Source organism: Niallia sp. RD1, assembly GCF_024219955.1.
GTDB lineage: Bacteria > Bacillota > Bacilli > Bacillales > Cytobacillaceae > Niallia > Niallia alba.
In genome coordinates this window covers 1,630,021-1,645,020 of sequence record NZ_CP100420.1, presented here as the reverse complement: position 1 = coordinate 1,645,020, position 15,000 = coordinate 1,630,021, and the positions used below count along the sequence as shown (strand labels likewise).

The window sequence follows — 15,000 nt, the reverse complement described above, 5'->3', positions numbered from 1 at the left end:
ACAAACTTTACGAAAACAACCTTAGAAAAACATTATTCCACTGCTTGTTCCAAATAGTAACAGGCTTCTTTTGTTTTTCTAATCCGATTTGTCTGATAGGATTAATAAATATACAGTGACAATCCTCCCTTTTCATTATAAAATGAATCTCAAGAATTATCTTACTAATCAAACAATGCCAAGAAACGTTATTATCTATGCGAGGTGAAAGTGTTGCAGCTTCAAGTAATAAACAGCCCATTTAATCAAGAACAAACTGAATTATTAAACAGCCTATTACCAACTTTAACAGAATCACAAAAAATTTGGCTAAGTGGCTATTTATCTGCTTCCACGACAACAGTGGCAACAGCAGAATTACCTAACTTAACAACTGAAATAACAGAACAAAAGGCAGCAAAGCCAATTACCAAAGACATTACAATTCTTTTTGGTTCTCAAACAGGCAATGCACAAAATCTTTCCAAAAATCATGGTAACCGTTTAAAAGAAAACGGATTTAATGTTACTGTGCAATCAATGAGTGACTTTAAGCCTAATAATCTTAAAAAAATACAAAATCTTCTTATTATTGTTAGTACACATGGCGAAGGTGACCCGCCAGATACAGCAATAGCATTCCACGAATTTCTACATGGAAAACGCGCACCAAAGCTAGAGGGTCTCCAGTACTCCGTATTGGCGCTTGGCGATAGTTCTTATGAGTTCTTTTGTGAAACAGGCAAACAATTTGATAAGCGTTTAGAGGAATTAGGCGGAATCAGACTTTACCCACGTGTAGATTGCGATCTTGATTATGATGAACCGGCAAATGAGTGGTTTGAAGGTGTAGTAAGTGGCTTAAATCTCCAATCGAAGTCAACAGTCACCAATACAGTAAATACAGCACCAACATCTGTCCAAGATTCTGGCTACTCCCGCACCAATCCGTATTATGCTGAAGTACTTGATGTCATTAATTTGAATGGTCGCGGTTCAAATAAAGAAACATTCCATGTTGAACTTTCTCTTGAGGATTCTGGAATTTCCTACGAACCAGGCGATAGCCTTGGAATATTTCCAAACAATGATCCAGAGCTGGTCGACCTTTTAATAAAAGAGCTAGACTTCTCACCAACAGAAAGTGTAACGATCAATAAACAAGGTGAAGTGCTCGCTTTTCGTGAAGCTCTATTAACCTACTACGAAATTACCGTTTTAACAAAGCCACTATTACAAAAGTTTTCCGCAATAACAGCTAATAAGTCTTTAGCTGCATTGCTAGGTAAAGGAAACGAGGAAAAATTAAAAGATTATATGAATGGTCGAGACTTATTAGATCTTATCCGTGAGTTTGGTCCATTAGACACAAATGCTCAAACATTTGTATCCTTGCTTCGTAAGCTGCCTACTCGGCTTTATTCGATTGCCAGTAGCTACAAAGCAAATCCTGATGAAGCACATTTAACAATCGGGGCAGTTCGTTACCACGCAAACGGAAGAGATCGCAATGGCGTTTGTTCGGTTCAAATAGCAGAACGTATCCAGCCAGGTGATAAGCTGCCTATCTATATCCAAAACAATGAAAATTTCAAACTTCCTGAAAATCCAGAAACACCTATTATTATGGTCGGACCTGGAACAGGCGTTGCCCCATTCCGTTCTTTTATGCAAGAAAGAGAGGAAATTGGTGCACAAGGAAAATCGTGGCTATTTTTTGGAGACCAGCATTTCGTAACAGACTTTCTCTATCAAACAGAATGGCAAAATTGGCTTAAGGATGGCGTGTTAACGAAATTGAATATCGCTTTTTCTCGAGATAAAGCAGAAAAGGTTTACGTTCAGCATCGTATGCTTGAACATAGCAAAGAGCTATTTGAATGGCTAGAGGACGGGGCAGTTCTCTATATTTGTGGAGATGAAAAGCATATGGCACATGATGTACATCAAACACTTCTTGCTATTATTCAAAAAGAAGGCCAAATGTCTTTAGAAAAAGCGGAAGAATATGTAGCAGCTATGATTCAAAACAAGCGTTATCAACGTGACGTTTATTAATTAATTTTTACAGGAAAGGAGTTTTCTATAAATGGCTAAACAAGTATTAAAAGCACCAGATGGATCACCAAGTGATGTGGAACGAATTAAAGAAGAAAGTAATTATTTACGTGGCACATTAAAAGAATCCATGGAAGAAGAAATAAGCTCTGGTATTTCAGAAGATGATAACCGTTTAATGAAATTCCATGGCAGTTATTTGCAGGATGACCGTGATATTCGCAATGAAAGAGCTAAACAAAAGCTAGAGCCTGCCTACCAATTTATGCTCCGTGTTCGAACTCCAGGTGGAGTAGCAACACCTGCTCAATGGTTGACAATGGATGATTTAGCTCAAAAATATGGAAATCATACATTAAAATTAACCACACGCCAAGCTTTCCAAATGCATGGCATTTTAAAATGGAATATGAAACAAACTATTCAAGATATTCATCAATCCTTGCTTGATACAATTGCTGCTTGTGGAGACGTAAACCGTAATGTTATGTGTAACCCAAATCCGTATCAATCAGAGTTACATAGTGAGGTTTATGAATGGTCTCAAAAATTAAGTGATCATTTATTACCTCGTACACGCGCTTATCATGAACTTTGGTTAGATCAGGAAAAAGTTGCTTTCTCTCCAACAGTGGAGGAAACTGAAGTAGAGCCAATGTACGGAAAACTTTACTTGCCTAGAAAATTTAAAATTGGTATTGCCGTTCCTCCTTCCAATGATATTGATGTTTTTTCTCAGGATCTTGGGTTTATTGCTATTACAGAAGATCAAAAATTAGTTGGATTCAATGTAGCAATCGGCGGTGGGATGGGAATGACTCATGGAGACAAAGCAACTTACCCTCAGCTTGCAAAAGTGATTGGGTATTGTACTCCAGAGCAAATTCTTGAGATTGCTGAAAAAGTAATTACGATCCAACGTGATTACGGTAATCGTTCTGTTCGTAAAAATGCTCGTTTCAAATATACCGTGGATCGCCTTGGTTTAGAGAATGTAGTAGAAGAACTAGAAAATCGATTAGGTTGGAAGCTACAAGAAGCAAGAGAATTCCGCTTCGATCATAATGGAGATCGCTATGGCTGGGAAAAAGGCATCAAGGGAAAATGGCATTTCACTTTATTTGTGGAAGGCGGTCGTATTAAAGATTATGAAAACTATCCTTTAATGACCGGATTACGTGAAATTGCTAAAGTACACACTGGAGATTTCCGATTAACTGCCAATCAAAACCTGGTTATCGCTAATGTTTCAAGCCGTAATAAAAAGAAAATTGCTAATTTAATAGAACAATACGGCATAATGGATGGAAAGCTTTTCTCTGCTCTACGCCGTAATTCAATCGCTTGTGTATCACTACCAACTTGCGGACTAGCCATGGCCGAAGCAGAGCGATATTTACCAGTATTAATTGATAAGATTGAGAAAATTATTGATGAAAATGGATTGCGCGAAGAAGAGATTACCATTCGTATGACTGGCTGTCCTAACGGCTGTGCCCGCCATGCTTTAGGAGAAATTGGTTTTATCGGGAAAGGTCCCGGAAAATACAATATGTATTTAGGAGCTGCCTTTAATGGAAGTCGCTTAAGCAAACTCTATCGCGAAAATGTTGGCGAGGAAGAAATCCTTTCAGAGCTCCGTGTGCTGCTCCCTCGTTATGCAAAAGAACGCCTAGAACATGAACATTTTGGAGATTTTGTCATACGCGCTGGCGTTGTTAAAGAAGTAACAGATGGAACTAATTTTCACGATTGATTGTTGAATAGTTGACACCACTTTAATCATTTTTGATTGGGTGGTGTTTTTTTGGATTGAGGTTGGTGGTGGGGTATCGTTATGTTTGGCTGGTTTGGCTGATATTTTCATTGTTTGGCTGATTTCCTTGCTGCTTTGGCTGATATTTTCGATGTTTGGCTGATTTCTTTGCTGCTTTGGCTGATATTTTCGGAGTTTGGCTGATTTCCTTGCTGCTTTGGCTGATATTTTCGATGTTTGGCTGATTTCCTTGCTGCTTTGGCTGATATTTTCGATGTTTGGCTGATTTCCTTGCTGCTTTGGCTGATATTTTCGATGTTTGGCTGATTTCCTTGCTGCTTTGGCTGATATTTTCGATGTTTGGCTGATTTCCTTGCTGCTTTGGCTGATATTTTCGATGTTTGGCTGATTTCCTTGTTGCTTTGGCTGATATTTTCGATGTTTGGCTGATTTCCCCACCGCTTTGGCTGATATTTTCATTGTTTGGCTGATTTCCCCACCGCTTTGGCTGATATTTTCATTGTTTGGCTGATTTCCCCACCGCTTTGGCTGATATTTTCATTGTTTGGCTGATTTCCCCACCGCTTTGGCTGATATTTTCATTGTTTTGCTGATTTCCCCACCGCTTTGGCTGATATTTTCATTGTTTTGCTGATTTCCCACCGCTTTGCCTGATATATCTATATTTTCATGAGATTTTCCACCATTGCATTTCAGTCCACTATAAAACAAACTAATTTTCCACTCATAGGCCAACCTAATTTTGTATATATTTAAGCTTGTAATACATGAAAAATTCTCTACTAAACAACTAGGAGGCTACATTATGTCTGTTAATCCAGCTTCTCCTTCCTTTCAGCTCTTTGGCGATTCAACTCAGTCTGTGAATTATAAAAGGGATTCCTATAATTACATTACACAATTATTTTCTGATCAATTACCAGCTATACATACTGGGTTATTCAATGTGCATCTAAATCAAGGAATCATCGTACAGCCGCACTGGCATACAAATGTAAATGAACTTGTTTTTGTCATTAGCGGGGAAGTAATAACATCTGTCTTCAATCCTTTTACGCAAAGTATTATGACTTATCATGTAAAACCAGGGCAGGCTTCTCAGTTCCCTAAAGGATGGTTTCACTGGATTGTTGCATTGAGAAACAATACTCATTTTCTTACTATTTTTGATCAACCAACACCGGATATTGTTTATGGCTCTGATTTTCTCCGCTTTTTGCCTAAAGAGATTGCTAACAGAGCTTATTGTGTAAATGAAGCGGCTTATGCAAATGCGATTGCACCTATTAATCAATCCACTATTCTTGGACCACCACTAAACTGTAATCAACATGGCGGCACAATGAACCATCCACACCATGTCACGCAGCCTTCACCTACTACCCATCCTTATATTGATCTCTCCCCTCCGCCTACCCCTTATTAAATGTGATTTGGAGGTTAACACCGTGACGAAGAAAAAATATTATGGATCGGAAACAAAATGTGAAGAGATGAAATGGACTTTTCCGCCTCAACACCAAACAAGACAGCCTGGCTTTGAATACCTTATGGAACCCCTTCCCATTTTTGATAATCCCAATTATATTGGAACAGGTAAATTAAAAGGTCGTACCGCTATTATATCCGGGGGAGATAGTGGCATCGGAAGAGCGGTGGCAGTGGCCTTTGCAAAAGAGGGGGCAAATATCGTTATCTCTTATTACGATGAGCATACAGATGCAGAAACAACGAAACAGGCAATCGAGCATTACGGCAGTTCATGCTTGCTTATTCCAGGAGACTTACGAAGAAAAGAACACTGTGAATTCATTGTGCAAAAAACGTTAGAGGCGTTTGGAAAAATCAATATTCTAGTAAATAATGTAGCTGTCCAATTTTTACAAGAGGACTTAATGTCAATAACAGATGAACAATGGGAATTGACCTTTGATGTTAACATTCATTCCTATTTCCATTTAACAAAAGCCACCTTACCTCATTTAAAAAAAGGAGCTAGCATTGTCAACACGACGTCAGTTGTTGCCTATATCGGTGCAAGTAAAATGATCGATTACGCAACTACAAAAGGTGCGATTGTTAGCTATACAAGAGCACTCGCTAATAATCTTGTAAGCGAAGAAATTCGAGTTAATGCGGTGGCTCCAGGTCCATTTTGGACACCAATCCAGCCTGCAACCAAACCTGCCGAAAGTATTGCCATTTTAGGTACGGATGTACCAATGAAGCGCGCTGGCCAGCCATATGAAATCGCCCCGGTATATGTGCTACTTGCCTCCGATGACGGTTCTTATATCACAGGGCAAACAATTCATGTAAACGGTGGTGCGATGGTTGCTACTTAGGAACTAGCAAAAAGGACGACAGTACTTCCCTGTCGTCCCTTCATCATCAGCAAATTACTTTTCTTTTCTCAATACCATTACTTCATAAGGGGAAAGCTCTACATGCTCATCTATTGTTTCCTGTGTAAGCAAATCATAGAAGGATTCCTTTAACATAATGGTTTGCTTTTGTTCGGTAAAATTCATCACAAAGAAGTAATAGTAATCGTCTGATTCTCTTGTTTGAACAGACACACCTTCTTCATGCAAAATGTTAGTTTCTGTATGAAGCTTTACTTCCTGTTGAATTTCTTCATAGAGATCGTCTAAAAAGGACTGTTCTGTTCTAGCCCCTATAAAATAAGTTTTTCCTTTACCATAGCTGTTTTTTACAACTGCAGGATTTCCTTGATAAAAGTCTTCCATATAAGTTGCTAAAACATCTGCTTCCTTATTTTCAAAAATAGTACAGTAATCCTTTATTTCATATTGCTTTCCATTATAAATAAGCGCATTTCGATCTTTTGGATAAAGTGTATCTGTTTCTTTTACTTCCATGCCAAATATACGTTTTAATGGGGCTGGCCACCCTGATAGATGTGCAAGATCCGTATCATCGACAAGACCACTAATATAAGAACTTACTAATGTCCCTCCATTAAAAACATAGCTTTCTAATTTAGAAATAGTCTCGTCAGACATCATATAAAGCATTGGAGCAATAACTAAATCATAGGAAGCAAGCTCTTGATTTAATGTAACTATATCGACACTAATATCCTTTTTCCAAAAACTTTGATAATGCTTTTGCAACGTTTGAGGATATTGCTTTGTTGAATCGGAGAATCCTTGTGCATCGTTTAAAGCCCAGTTATTTTCCCAATCATATACAATTGCTACTCTTGCTTGTTTATGCGTTCCCTTTACTTCAGCAATCTTCTCTAAAGCTCCACCAACTGCTGAAACCTCTTGAAAGACTCGATTCGTTTCACTATTATCATGATCCACTACTGCCCCGTGAAATTTCTCAGAGGATCCTCTTGATTTTCTCCATTGAAAATACAGAACACTGTCTGAACCATGTGCAATAAATTGCATGGAGGATAGCAAATGCATACCAGGTCTCTTCGTTTTATTCACATCATGCCAGTTGACGCCACTTGGTGTACTTTCCATAATGAGAAAAGGCTGTTGTTTTAAAGAGCGATACAAATCATTGATAAAACCAACTTTTGCAGCTAAGTCCTTTGTTTCCTCCCAATCATTGTGCCAAGCAGGATAGCAATCCCAACTAACAATATCCACATGCTTTGCAAACTCACTATAATTCAAACTTTGAAAGGGTATTAAATCATGCGTGTCTGCCATAAAGTTTGTTGTAATAGGGAGAGATGGAGAGATTTCCCTTAATGGCACTATTTCATGCTTGTAAAAATCAATTGTTTGGTCAGTGACAAAACGCTTCCAATCTAAATTCAATCCATGTACCATACTCTCTCCAATAGAAGAAGGCGATTCAATTTCCGACCACTCAGTAATCGTATGGCTCCAAAACGGTCCCCACCAAGCATGATTTAGTTTTTCCAATGTTTCATACTTATCTTTTAACCAGCTGCGGAAGTTCGCTTGGCAAAAATCACAATGACAGTCACCACTAAATTCATTAGAAATATGCCACATTAGTAATGCAGGATGATTTCCATAACGTTCTGCTAGTTTTCTATTAATGATGGCAACTTTTTCTCGATAAATGGGAGAAGAAAAGCAATGGTTATGACGTCCCCCCTGCAACATTTTCGTACGCTTCTCAGAAGTTCTTAATACCTCTGGATATTTTTTCGACATCCATGCTGGTCTTGCCCCACTTGGTGTTGCCAAAATTACTCTTCCGCCCATTTTGTGAATAGCATCGATTCTTTCATCGAGCCAACCAAACTGAAATTCACCTTCTGTTGGTTCAAGTGCACTCCACGCAAATACGCCCAATGTGAATGTATTTGTTTTGGCTTGTTTCATCAGTCGTAAATCATCTTTCAGTATTTCTGGATAATCGAGCCATTGATCCGGATTGTAATCCCCACCGTGTAACAAGCGATTATCTGCTACTGTTCTAAATGTCATCTTTTTGCCCTCCGATACTTATCCTTTTGTTCCACCCGCTGTTAATCCAGATACGAAATGTTTCTGTAAAGCTACAAATACAATTGCAACAGGAATACTAATGAGAATAGCCCCTGCCGCAAAGGTTGTATAGCTTGCTCCCATTTTATCGCTGACTAATTTATAGAGCCCTATTGGAAGTGTATAGTACTCTGGATTTCTCAAGATTACCGACGATATCGCAAAATCACCCAATGGAGCAGTAAATCCGTTCATCGCAACTACTGCCAGCATCGGCCGAGATAAAGGCATGAGTATTCTCCAAAAAATCCTTGTGTTGCTAGCACCATCAATCTTCGCACTCTCGTCCAAATCCAATGGGATGGAATCAATATATCCCTTCATTAAATACGTATTCATTGGTATTTGACCGCCGACATAAATGAATATTAACAACCAGTGACTATTGATTAATCCAAGCATTTGCGCTAAAACAAAAATCGCGATTAAAGCGGAAAACTGTGGAATCATCTGTAATAACAAAAATAGCATGAGACCATTTTTTCTTCCCTTAAATCGGAAACGGGAGAAAGCGTAAGCTGTATAGGATACACATAAGATGGAAAAAACCATCGTTAGAATACTAATTTTCATGGAATTCATATACCATTTTCCATAATATAGAGTACCTTCCTGTTGGAATAGGTCTTTATAATGACCTATCGTTGGATTATCAGGGACAATACGCGTACTCACCAAGCTATTTCCAGGATTAAAGCTTGCACCAATGGTCCAGACTAACGGATAAATGATAGCAGCACATACAAAAAGTAAAAGAAGGTAAGTCAGCGTCATTCGAATCGTCCGCTGTTTTTTGATACTGACTATTTTTTTCGTCATCTTATTTTACCTCCTTAAACGAATTCGTTCTTCTGAATTGCCATAAAGCAATGCTAATAACAAAAATACTTAGTAGAATCGTTAATGCAGCAGCAAGCGCATATTGACTGTTCTGCATCGTTAATTTATATATCCAAGAAACTAAAATATCTGTACCGCCTGCAGTGGAGCCTGGAACTGCTGGCCCTCCAGCATTAAACAAATATATAATATTGAAGTTATTAAAATTGAACGTGTATTGCGTAATGATAATTGGTGCCATTGCATATAAAATTAACGGCAAGGTGATATTCTTAAATTTTTGAATAGGCGATGCTCCGTCAATAGTAGCTGCTTCATACAAATCATCTGAAATAGATTGAAGTACCCCTGTTGTTACAATAAATATATATGGGAACCCTAGCCAGCCTTGAATAAGCAACAATGCAAGTCGCGTCCAATTCGGACTTGTTAGCCAAGGGATGGCATCTATTCCAAGGAATGCCAAGATAGAATTGTTAATTGCTCCAAAACTATCATTAAACATTCCAGCAAAAACTAAAATCGTAACAAATCCAGGAACTGCCCATGGCAATACTAAAATGGTCCGAAAGAATTTTTTAAAGCGTAATTCCTTCTGGTGAACGACCACTGCTAAGAATATCCCAATTGCTACTTGAAGCGTTGAGGCGATTAATGTCCAAATTAATGTCCATCCTAATACATCAAAAAAAGTAGCACGCCATATATCAACGGTAAATATTTTCTTAAATGTCTCCAGCCCTACCCAATCCACTAAGTTAGCTGGTGCTGAGTGATATAAATCGTAATTAGTAAACGCAAGGGCAAAACAAAATAGAATAGGAAAAATAACGGAGAAAACAAGTAAAATAAAGGCTGGACTTGTAATGATATATGGATAGCCTTCTGCCAAAAGAACTTGATACTGCTCTTTTATAGAAGGAATATCAAAGCCTTCTTCTCTCCTCTTTCCGATCGCATAAGCATCTTTTATATTAAAGTAGTAAAATGCTAATCCGAAAAAAATTACAATTAAAGCGATGATCCCTTCTGCCAGCAAGAAGATCGAATTATCCCGGGGTACTTGTTCACCAAGTGTAACAATCCCCCAAAGCCCCATATTAAATAAATCCTTAAAAACAATAATAAATGCGATAGAAAAGACAAGGAAGAATGCTCCCTTACCCCACTGCTTATTATAAAACTGTCCTAATCCTGGAATAATGGATAATAACGCAGCCTTTTTCGCAAACTTTGTATCCTTATCAACTGTATTTGCCTGGAAGCTCATACCTAAACTTCACCTCTCTCCTTTTAAAAGGGACGAGTAATTTTTCGTACTGTCCCTTCTTGTCTCAAGTTAGTTTCCACTATTCGCAGCAATAGAACCTTTAATTGTTTCTACTGCCGTAGTTAGAGCTTCTTCTGGTTTTGCTTTTCCAGTAGCAATCGTTTGAAGTGCAGAGTCAACAGGTTGCCAAACTGCATCCATTGCTGTAATGCCTGGTGTTAGTTGAGAATATTGAGATTGATTGGCTACCGCCTTCGCATTTTCACTTTCTGTTACAGCTGGATCCTCTGCCAATGCTTTCACTGCTGGGACCTCTTTCGTAATTTCATAACGTGTTTTCGAATTTTCTTCATTCGCTAAAAACTTTACTAACTCTTCCGCTAACTCAGCGTTTTTGCTATATGTGCTTACGTTATAGCTTTTAACTCCGATAAAGGAGCCCATATGCTCTCCATTCGCTAACATTGGAAGTTCCGTTACCCCGTAATTGATGCCTGCTTTTGCATATGGTTCTAAATTCCATGGTCCAGAAATAACTGCCGCTGCTTTTCCTTCTGTAAATAGAGAGTCTAGAACGTTAATACCTTGCTCACCGATAATGCCTGATGGGAATAATCCGTCTTTATAGAATTTAGAAATATATTCTGCTCCATCGATAGCTCCATCGTTCGCTAAGCCAATATCCTCTGGATTATAAGTGCCAGAACTATCCTGCCCGAATACATAACCGCCATATCCGCTTAAAACACCATTTGCATAATAGATTTGATCCCATAATGCCAATAATCCATAATTACCGTCCTTTGTTACACTTTTAGAGAACTCGTACCATTCTTCGGTGGTTTTAGGCAATTGGTCTTCACTCACTAAGTCCTTGTTATAGTATAAAATGGTTGTTTCTACTGCTTTAGGAAGCCCGTATACTTTACCATCTACAATTTGAGAATCCATCGCTGCCTCTGTATACGATGCCTTAAGGGTATCATCCACTGTGATTTCTTTTAAAATCCCTTCTGTGACAGCTGTTCCAATTTGATCAGCGGGAATCGTAATAACATCAGCACCTGTGCCTGCAGGACCGTCTAATCGTAAATCCTCTAATTGATCTGCATATGCTTTTTCTTCCACTTTAATTTTCACATTATTTTCTTCTTCAAATTTTTTAATTGCATCTGCAATCCCATCGGATTTACTTTGATCTTCCCATACAAGGAGATCATATCCATTATTATTTTTCTTGGAAGATGTATCGTTATTTGTTTCACCAGACGGTCCACAACCTGCTAGTGCCAAAGCTAAAGAACTACTCAAAAGTATTGTTGTCAGCCTTTTTTTCATCTTTTTTTCCACCCTTTGCTTTAATATTTTCCTGAAAACGTTTTCTAACAAAAGGATACTACACATCTATTTCTTTGTAAATATATTTAGTAACATTTTTTATTTAATAAGTAACGATTCAACACCAAATAAATTTAACCTTCTTATAAAAACCAATCAATCACTTTACTTACCATAGAACAACCGAAGGAAAACAATTTACTAAAAAACATTACTAATTTATTAGTAAATAGCTTATAATGAAAGTATTGTAGAACAGTGCTTTTAGGAGGTTTACATGGTCACCATTAAAGATATTGCAAAAAAAGCAGGTTTTTCTCCATCGACCGTTTCAAGATTATTGAACAATGATTCAACACTTTCCATTTCTCCAGAAACTAAGAAGAGAATTTTAGATACGGCGCTTGAATTAGGCTATGAAAGAAAAAGTATTCAACCATTAATAGAAAAAGTAGCACTCCTTTACTGGATCACGGAAAAAGAGGAGCTAGAAGATGTTTATTTTAAACAAATGCGATTGGAATTGGAGAAAAATGCTCTTAATCATAATATAGAGTTGCATTTGTTTAAACACGAAGATGGCGTCAAAAGTATTCCTAATGATATATCCGGCTTTATTGCTGTAGGTGCATTTTCAACAGAAGAGATACAAAAACTAAGAAAGAAAACAAAAAGGGGGGTTTTCATTGATACAAACCCCGTTCCAGATTTATATGATGCTGTTCTGCCGGATACAGTAAGAATTACAAAAAAGGCAATTGATTACTTTATTGAAAAAGGACATCAAAAAATCGGATTTATCGGGGGAACATACCACAACCCTGATACAAATGAGGATGAAATGGATATTCGGGAAATTACTTTTCGTACATATATACAGGATTTAGGATTACATGATGAAAAGTACATATTTGGCGAAAGGCATTTCTCTGTAAACGATGGCTATACTGTTACGAAAAAAGTAATTAACGACTTAAAAGAAGAGTTACCGACTGCCTTTTTTATTGCTTCAGATCCGATTGCAGTTGGAAGTCTCCAAGCTTTTAATGAATATAATATATCGATTCCAAACAGAGTTAGTATCATAAGTGTTAATAATATTAGTGTCGCAAAGTATGTATCACCCCCTTTGACTACCTTTCATATTGATATACCTGAACTTTGCAAGACAGGGGTTTCCTTGCTTTTGGAGCAAATCTTAGATCAGCGAAAAATACCAAAGACCGTTTTGCTTCAATCGGAATTAATTGAACGAAAAAGCGCATTATAAAGAAACCTTCCATAAGTGGGGGTTTTACCTTATCCCCCATAATGGTTAGTTACTCTTATCGGACCTTTACGGATTAAGAGTAAGCTAAAAAGACAAAAAAAGCATCTATTCGGATGCTTTTTTTCATATTTTCTTGCTATCTGGGTAAGATAATAAAATCCTATCACGACCAGAAGGAAGGATAATTTGCAACTAGACGGGTGATTATAGTGGAACGGAAGATATTAAGATTTCTCTTATTTTTGGGAATTGGGCTTTTACCAGTTATTTTTAGAAAAAAACCAGTAAAGGATTGGTTTCTGGTTTTCTTTTTTAAAGGCTATGTGTCCAGCTTTATTGATAGTATTGTTACTACTGAAAAATGGCTTAATTTCCCTGTTCGATTTCTCCCCAAAAATTTTCAAATCAATATTTTATTTGATTATCTGTTATTCCCAATCACTTGCGTCGCTTTTAATCAAATAAGTTATCATTCCAAAATACCTGGAATTATACTCAAATCCTTTTACTTTAGTATTCCAATGACTATCTTGGAAGCTCTGTTCGAAAGATACACAAATTTAATAAAATATAAAAAGGGCTGGCATTGGTATCATACTTTGTTGACAGAAACATGTACTTTCTTACTTTCCAGAACTTGTCTTGGCATTATTCAAAAATTTGATAAGGAAGACAAAAAACAATCGATCCATTAATGGTCCGATTGTTTTTCTCGTTCAAGAAGAACGAGCAGCTCTTGAAGACTTGTGATTTCGTATGTTGGTTGCACATCTAAATTATTTTCCTTTTTCAATGGATTGACCCAGCATGTATCAATTCCTGCATTGTAACCGCCTTGTATATCGGCGCTTAATGAATCACCAATAATTAAAGTAGACTCTTTGTTGATCTGTGGAATTCGCTCAAAGCAATAATCAAAGAACTCCTTCATTGGCTTTTGATAGCCAGTGTCTTCTGAGACAAATACTGCTTTAAAATATGGGTATAGTCCAGAGGATTTTAAACGCTTCTCTTGCGTTTTAGATATACCATTGGTCACAATATATAAATCAAAATGATTTGAAATCTTTCGTATTAGATTAAGCGCTCCATCTAGTAACTGACTTCCTTCTCCTAAATACGCACGATAGCTTTGCTGTAATAAAACGCCGTCTACTTTCTTGCCCAGCTTTTCAAAGAAGAGCGTAAATCTTGTATTGACTACCTCATCACGCGTAATTTCTCCTCCTTCAAACGCCTTCCATAGACCTTGATTTAGCTCTTGATACTGCTTTTTCCATTCATCACTGTATGATATCCCTTGTTCCTGTAGCAATAAGCGAAAAGCTTGATCTTCTGCAGCTACAAAGTCTAATAAGGTATCATCCACATCAAAAAGCAAAGTTTGATAGTACTTTATGTTCCTTTTTTCCTTAGTTGCTGGAGTCGTATTTAGCATTGTCTCTCCCTTATTATTCAATAATCCCTGCATAAAAATCCTCTCCTATCTTTTCACCAGTTCTTTCACTGGCTGTTTCTTCTCTGATGTTCCACCCATTTTAAAAACAAGGATTCCACCGATAATGACCAATACTCCAATTAACTGCTTTGAAGTAAATGGAACTTTATCTAATCCCAATAAACCGAAGGAATCAAACAGCAAAGCAAAAATAAGCTGAGAAGATAAGGAGATCGAAACAGCATATGTTGCCCCCAAATGTCTAATCCCCTTTGTCATACAAACAACAACACCGACCCCGATAATTCCACTAAACCAGTACCATGTCTGCATATTTTCTAAATGAAAAAGTCCTGTTCCTTCCGTAATAAAGCCCAGAATAAAAGACGCAATAAACCCTAACGCTAACACAAGCGTTGTAGTAGCCCAAAGGCCCGCCTTCTGATTTACTCGATTATTAAATATATTTTGCAACCCAACAAGACTACCGCTAATAAAAGCAATAAGTAAGCCATAAATCATATT

At 37.4% G+C, this 15,000-nt stretch carries 13 protein-coding genes; 6 read left to right on the top strand and 7 right to left on the bottom strand.

The window, feature by feature from the left end; genetic code table 11:
- The first annotated feature begins 213 nt into the window (after positions 1 to 213).
- Together NKG37_RS07845 and cysI are read left to right on the top strand one after the other, a co-directional pair.
- The gene (locus NKG37_RS07845) at positions 214 to 2,037 is read left to right on the top strand and encodes an assimilatory sulfite reductase (NADPH) flavoprotein subunit (protein WP_016201382.1); all 1,824 of its coding nucleotides are present in this window, start codon (positions 214 to 216) and stop codon (positions 2,035 to 2,037) included.
- Between the two features lie 31 nt (positions 2,038 to 2,068).
- Positions 2,069 to 3,793 carry an assimilatory sulfite reductase (NADPH) hemoprotein subunit gene (cysI, locus tag NKG37_RS07840; RefSeq protein ID WP_169187674.1) on the top strand — a complete coding sequence of 575 codons (1,725 nt, stop codon included), beginning with the start codon at positions 2,069 to 2,071 and terminating at the stop codon, positions 3,791 to 3,793.
- On the opposite strand, the gene NKG37_RS07835 is transcribed toward cysI, so the two are convergent.
- On the bottom strand, positions 3,710 to 4,273 hold the full coding sequence (locus NKG37_RS07835; protein ID WP_254416048.1) for a hypothetical protein: 564 nt from the start codon (positions 4,271 to 4,273) through the stop codon (positions 3,710 to 3,712). The genes cysI and NKG37_RS07835 overlap by 84 nt on opposite strands.
- A 346-nt stretch (positions 4,274 to 4,619) precedes the next feature.
- Between NKG37_RS07835 and NKG37_RS07830 the strand changes: the two genes are divergently transcribed.
- The gene (locus NKG37_RS07830) at positions 4,620 to 5,240 is read left to right on the top strand and encodes a cupin domain-containing protein (protein WP_101729105.1); all 621 of its coding nucleotides are present in this window, start codon (positions 4,620 to 4,622) and stop codon (positions 5,238 to 5,240) included.
- Between the two features lie 22 nt (positions 5,241 to 5,262).
- Complete coding sequence (locus NKG37_RS07825; protein WP_101729106.1) at positions 5,263 to 6,159, top strand: SDR family oxidoreductase; 897 nt, start codon at positions 5,263 to 5,265, stop codon at positions 6,157 to 6,159.
- A gap of 54 nt (positions 6,160 to 6,213) precedes the next feature.
- Here NKG37_RS07825 and NKG37_RS07820 read toward each other — a convergent pair whose 3' ends face one another.
- The 4 genes from NKG37_RS07820 to NKG37_RS07805 all read right to left on the bottom strand — a co-directional run bounded on the left by NKG37_RS07820 (position 6,214) and on the right by NKG37_RS07805 (position 11,767).
- On the bottom strand, positions 6,214 to 8,259 hold the full coding sequence (locus NKG37_RS07820) for a beta-galactosidase (RefSeq protein WP_302183214.1): 2,046 nt from the start codon (positions 8,257 to 8,259) through the stop codon (positions 6,214 to 6,216).
- Positions 8,260 to 8,277: 18 nt separating this feature from the next.
- On the bottom strand, positions 8,278 to 9,138 hold the full coding sequence (locus NKG37_RS07815) for a galactooligosaccharide ABC transporter permease GanQ (protein ID WP_254416047.1): 861 nt from the start codon (positions 9,136 to 9,138) through the stop codon (positions 8,278 to 8,280).
- Between the two features lies 1 nt (position 9,139).
- Positions 9,140 to 10,429 (bottom strand): sugar ABC transporter permease, encoded by a 1,290-nt coding sequence (locus tag NKG37_RS07810; RefSeq protein ID WP_169187670.1) that lies wholly within the window; start codon positions 10,427 to 10,429, stop codon positions 9,140 to 9,142.
- A gap of 69 nt (positions 10,430 to 10,498) precedes the next feature.
- On the bottom strand, positions 10,499 to 11,767 hold the full coding sequence (locus tag NKG37_RS07805; RefSeq protein ID WP_169187669.1) for a galactooligosaccharide ABC transporter substrate-binding protein GanS: 1,269 nt from the start codon (positions 11,765 to 11,767) through the stop codon (positions 10,499 to 10,501).
- A 277-nt stretch (positions 11,768 to 12,044) separates the two neighbouring features.
- On the opposite strand from NKG37_RS07805, the gene NKG37_RS07800 reads away from it, so the two are divergent.
- The gene (locus tag NKG37_RS07800; RefSeq protein WP_016201390.1) at positions 12,045 to 13,037 is read left to right on the top strand and encodes a LacI family DNA-binding transcriptional regulator; all 993 of its coding nucleotides are present in this window, start codon (positions 12,045 to 12,047) and stop codon (positions 13,035 to 13,037) included.
- Between the two features lie 200 nt (positions 13,038 to 13,237).
- Positions 13,238 to 13,732 (top strand): CBO0543 family protein, encoded by a 495-nt coding sequence (locus tag NKG37_RS26265; RefSeq protein ID WP_367976419.1) that lies wholly within the window; start codon positions 13,238 to 13,240, stop codon positions 13,730 to 13,732.
- On the opposite strand, the gene NKG37_RS07795 is transcribed toward NKG37_RS26265, so the two are convergent.
- Together NKG37_RS07795 and NKG37_RS07790 are read right to left on the bottom strand one after the other, a co-directional pair.
- A complete protein-coding gene (locus NKG37_RS07795; RefSeq protein ID WP_040342661.1) occupies positions 13,729 to 14,436 on the bottom strand; it encodes a YjjG family noncanonical pyrimidine nucleotidase in 708 nt (235 codons plus the stop codon). The genes NKG37_RS26265 and NKG37_RS07795 overlap by 4 nt on opposite strands.
- Before the next feature lie 84 nt (positions 14,437 to 14,520).
- On the bottom strand, positions 14,521 to 14,997 hold the full coding sequence (locus tag NKG37_RS07790; RefSeq protein ID WP_169187668.1) for a DMT family transporter: 477 nt from the start codon (positions 14,995 to 14,997) through the stop codon (positions 14,521 to 14,523).
- Positions 14,998 to 15,000 lie beyond the last annotated feature (3 nt).

Excerpts from the sequence above, each read along its gene's own strand:
- cysI (WP_169187674.1), top strand. The coding sequence starts at position 2,069 with ATGGCTAAACAAGTATTAAAAGCACCAGATGGATCACCAAGTGATGTG.
- NKG37_RS07835 (WP_254416048.1), bottom strand. The coding sequence starts at position 4,273 with ATGAAAATATCAGCCAAAGCGGTGGGGAAATCAGCCAAACATCGAAAA.
- NKG37_RS07830 (WP_101729105.1), top strand. The coding sequence starts at position 4,620 with ATGTCTGTTAATCCAGCTTCTCCTTCCTTTCAGCTCTTTGGCGATTCA.
- NKG37_RS07820 (WP_302183214.1), bottom strand. The coding sequence starts at position 8,259 with ATGACATTTAGAACAGTAGCAGATAATCGCTTGTTACACGGTGGGGAT.
- NKG37_RS07815 (WP_254416047.1), bottom strand. The coding sequence starts at position 9,138 with ATGACGAAAAAAATAGTCAGTATCAAAAAACAGCGGACGATTCGAATG.
- NKG37_RS07810 (WP_169187670.1), bottom strand. The coding sequence starts at position 10,429 with ATGAGCTTCCAGGCAAATACAGTTGATAAGGATACAAAGTTTGCGAAA.
- NKG37_RS07805 (WP_169187669.1), bottom strand. The coding sequence starts at position 11,767 with ATGAAAAAAAGGCTGACAACAATACTTTTGAGTAGTTCTTTAGCTTTG.
- NKG37_RS07800 (WP_016201390.1), top strand. The coding sequence starts at position 12,045 with ATGGTCACCATTAAAGATATTGCAAAAAAAGCAGGTTTTTCTCCATCG.
- NKG37_RS07790 (WP_169187668.1), bottom strand. The coding sequence starts at position 14,997 with ATGATTTATGGCTTACTTATTGCTTTTATTAGCGGTAGTCTTGTTGGG.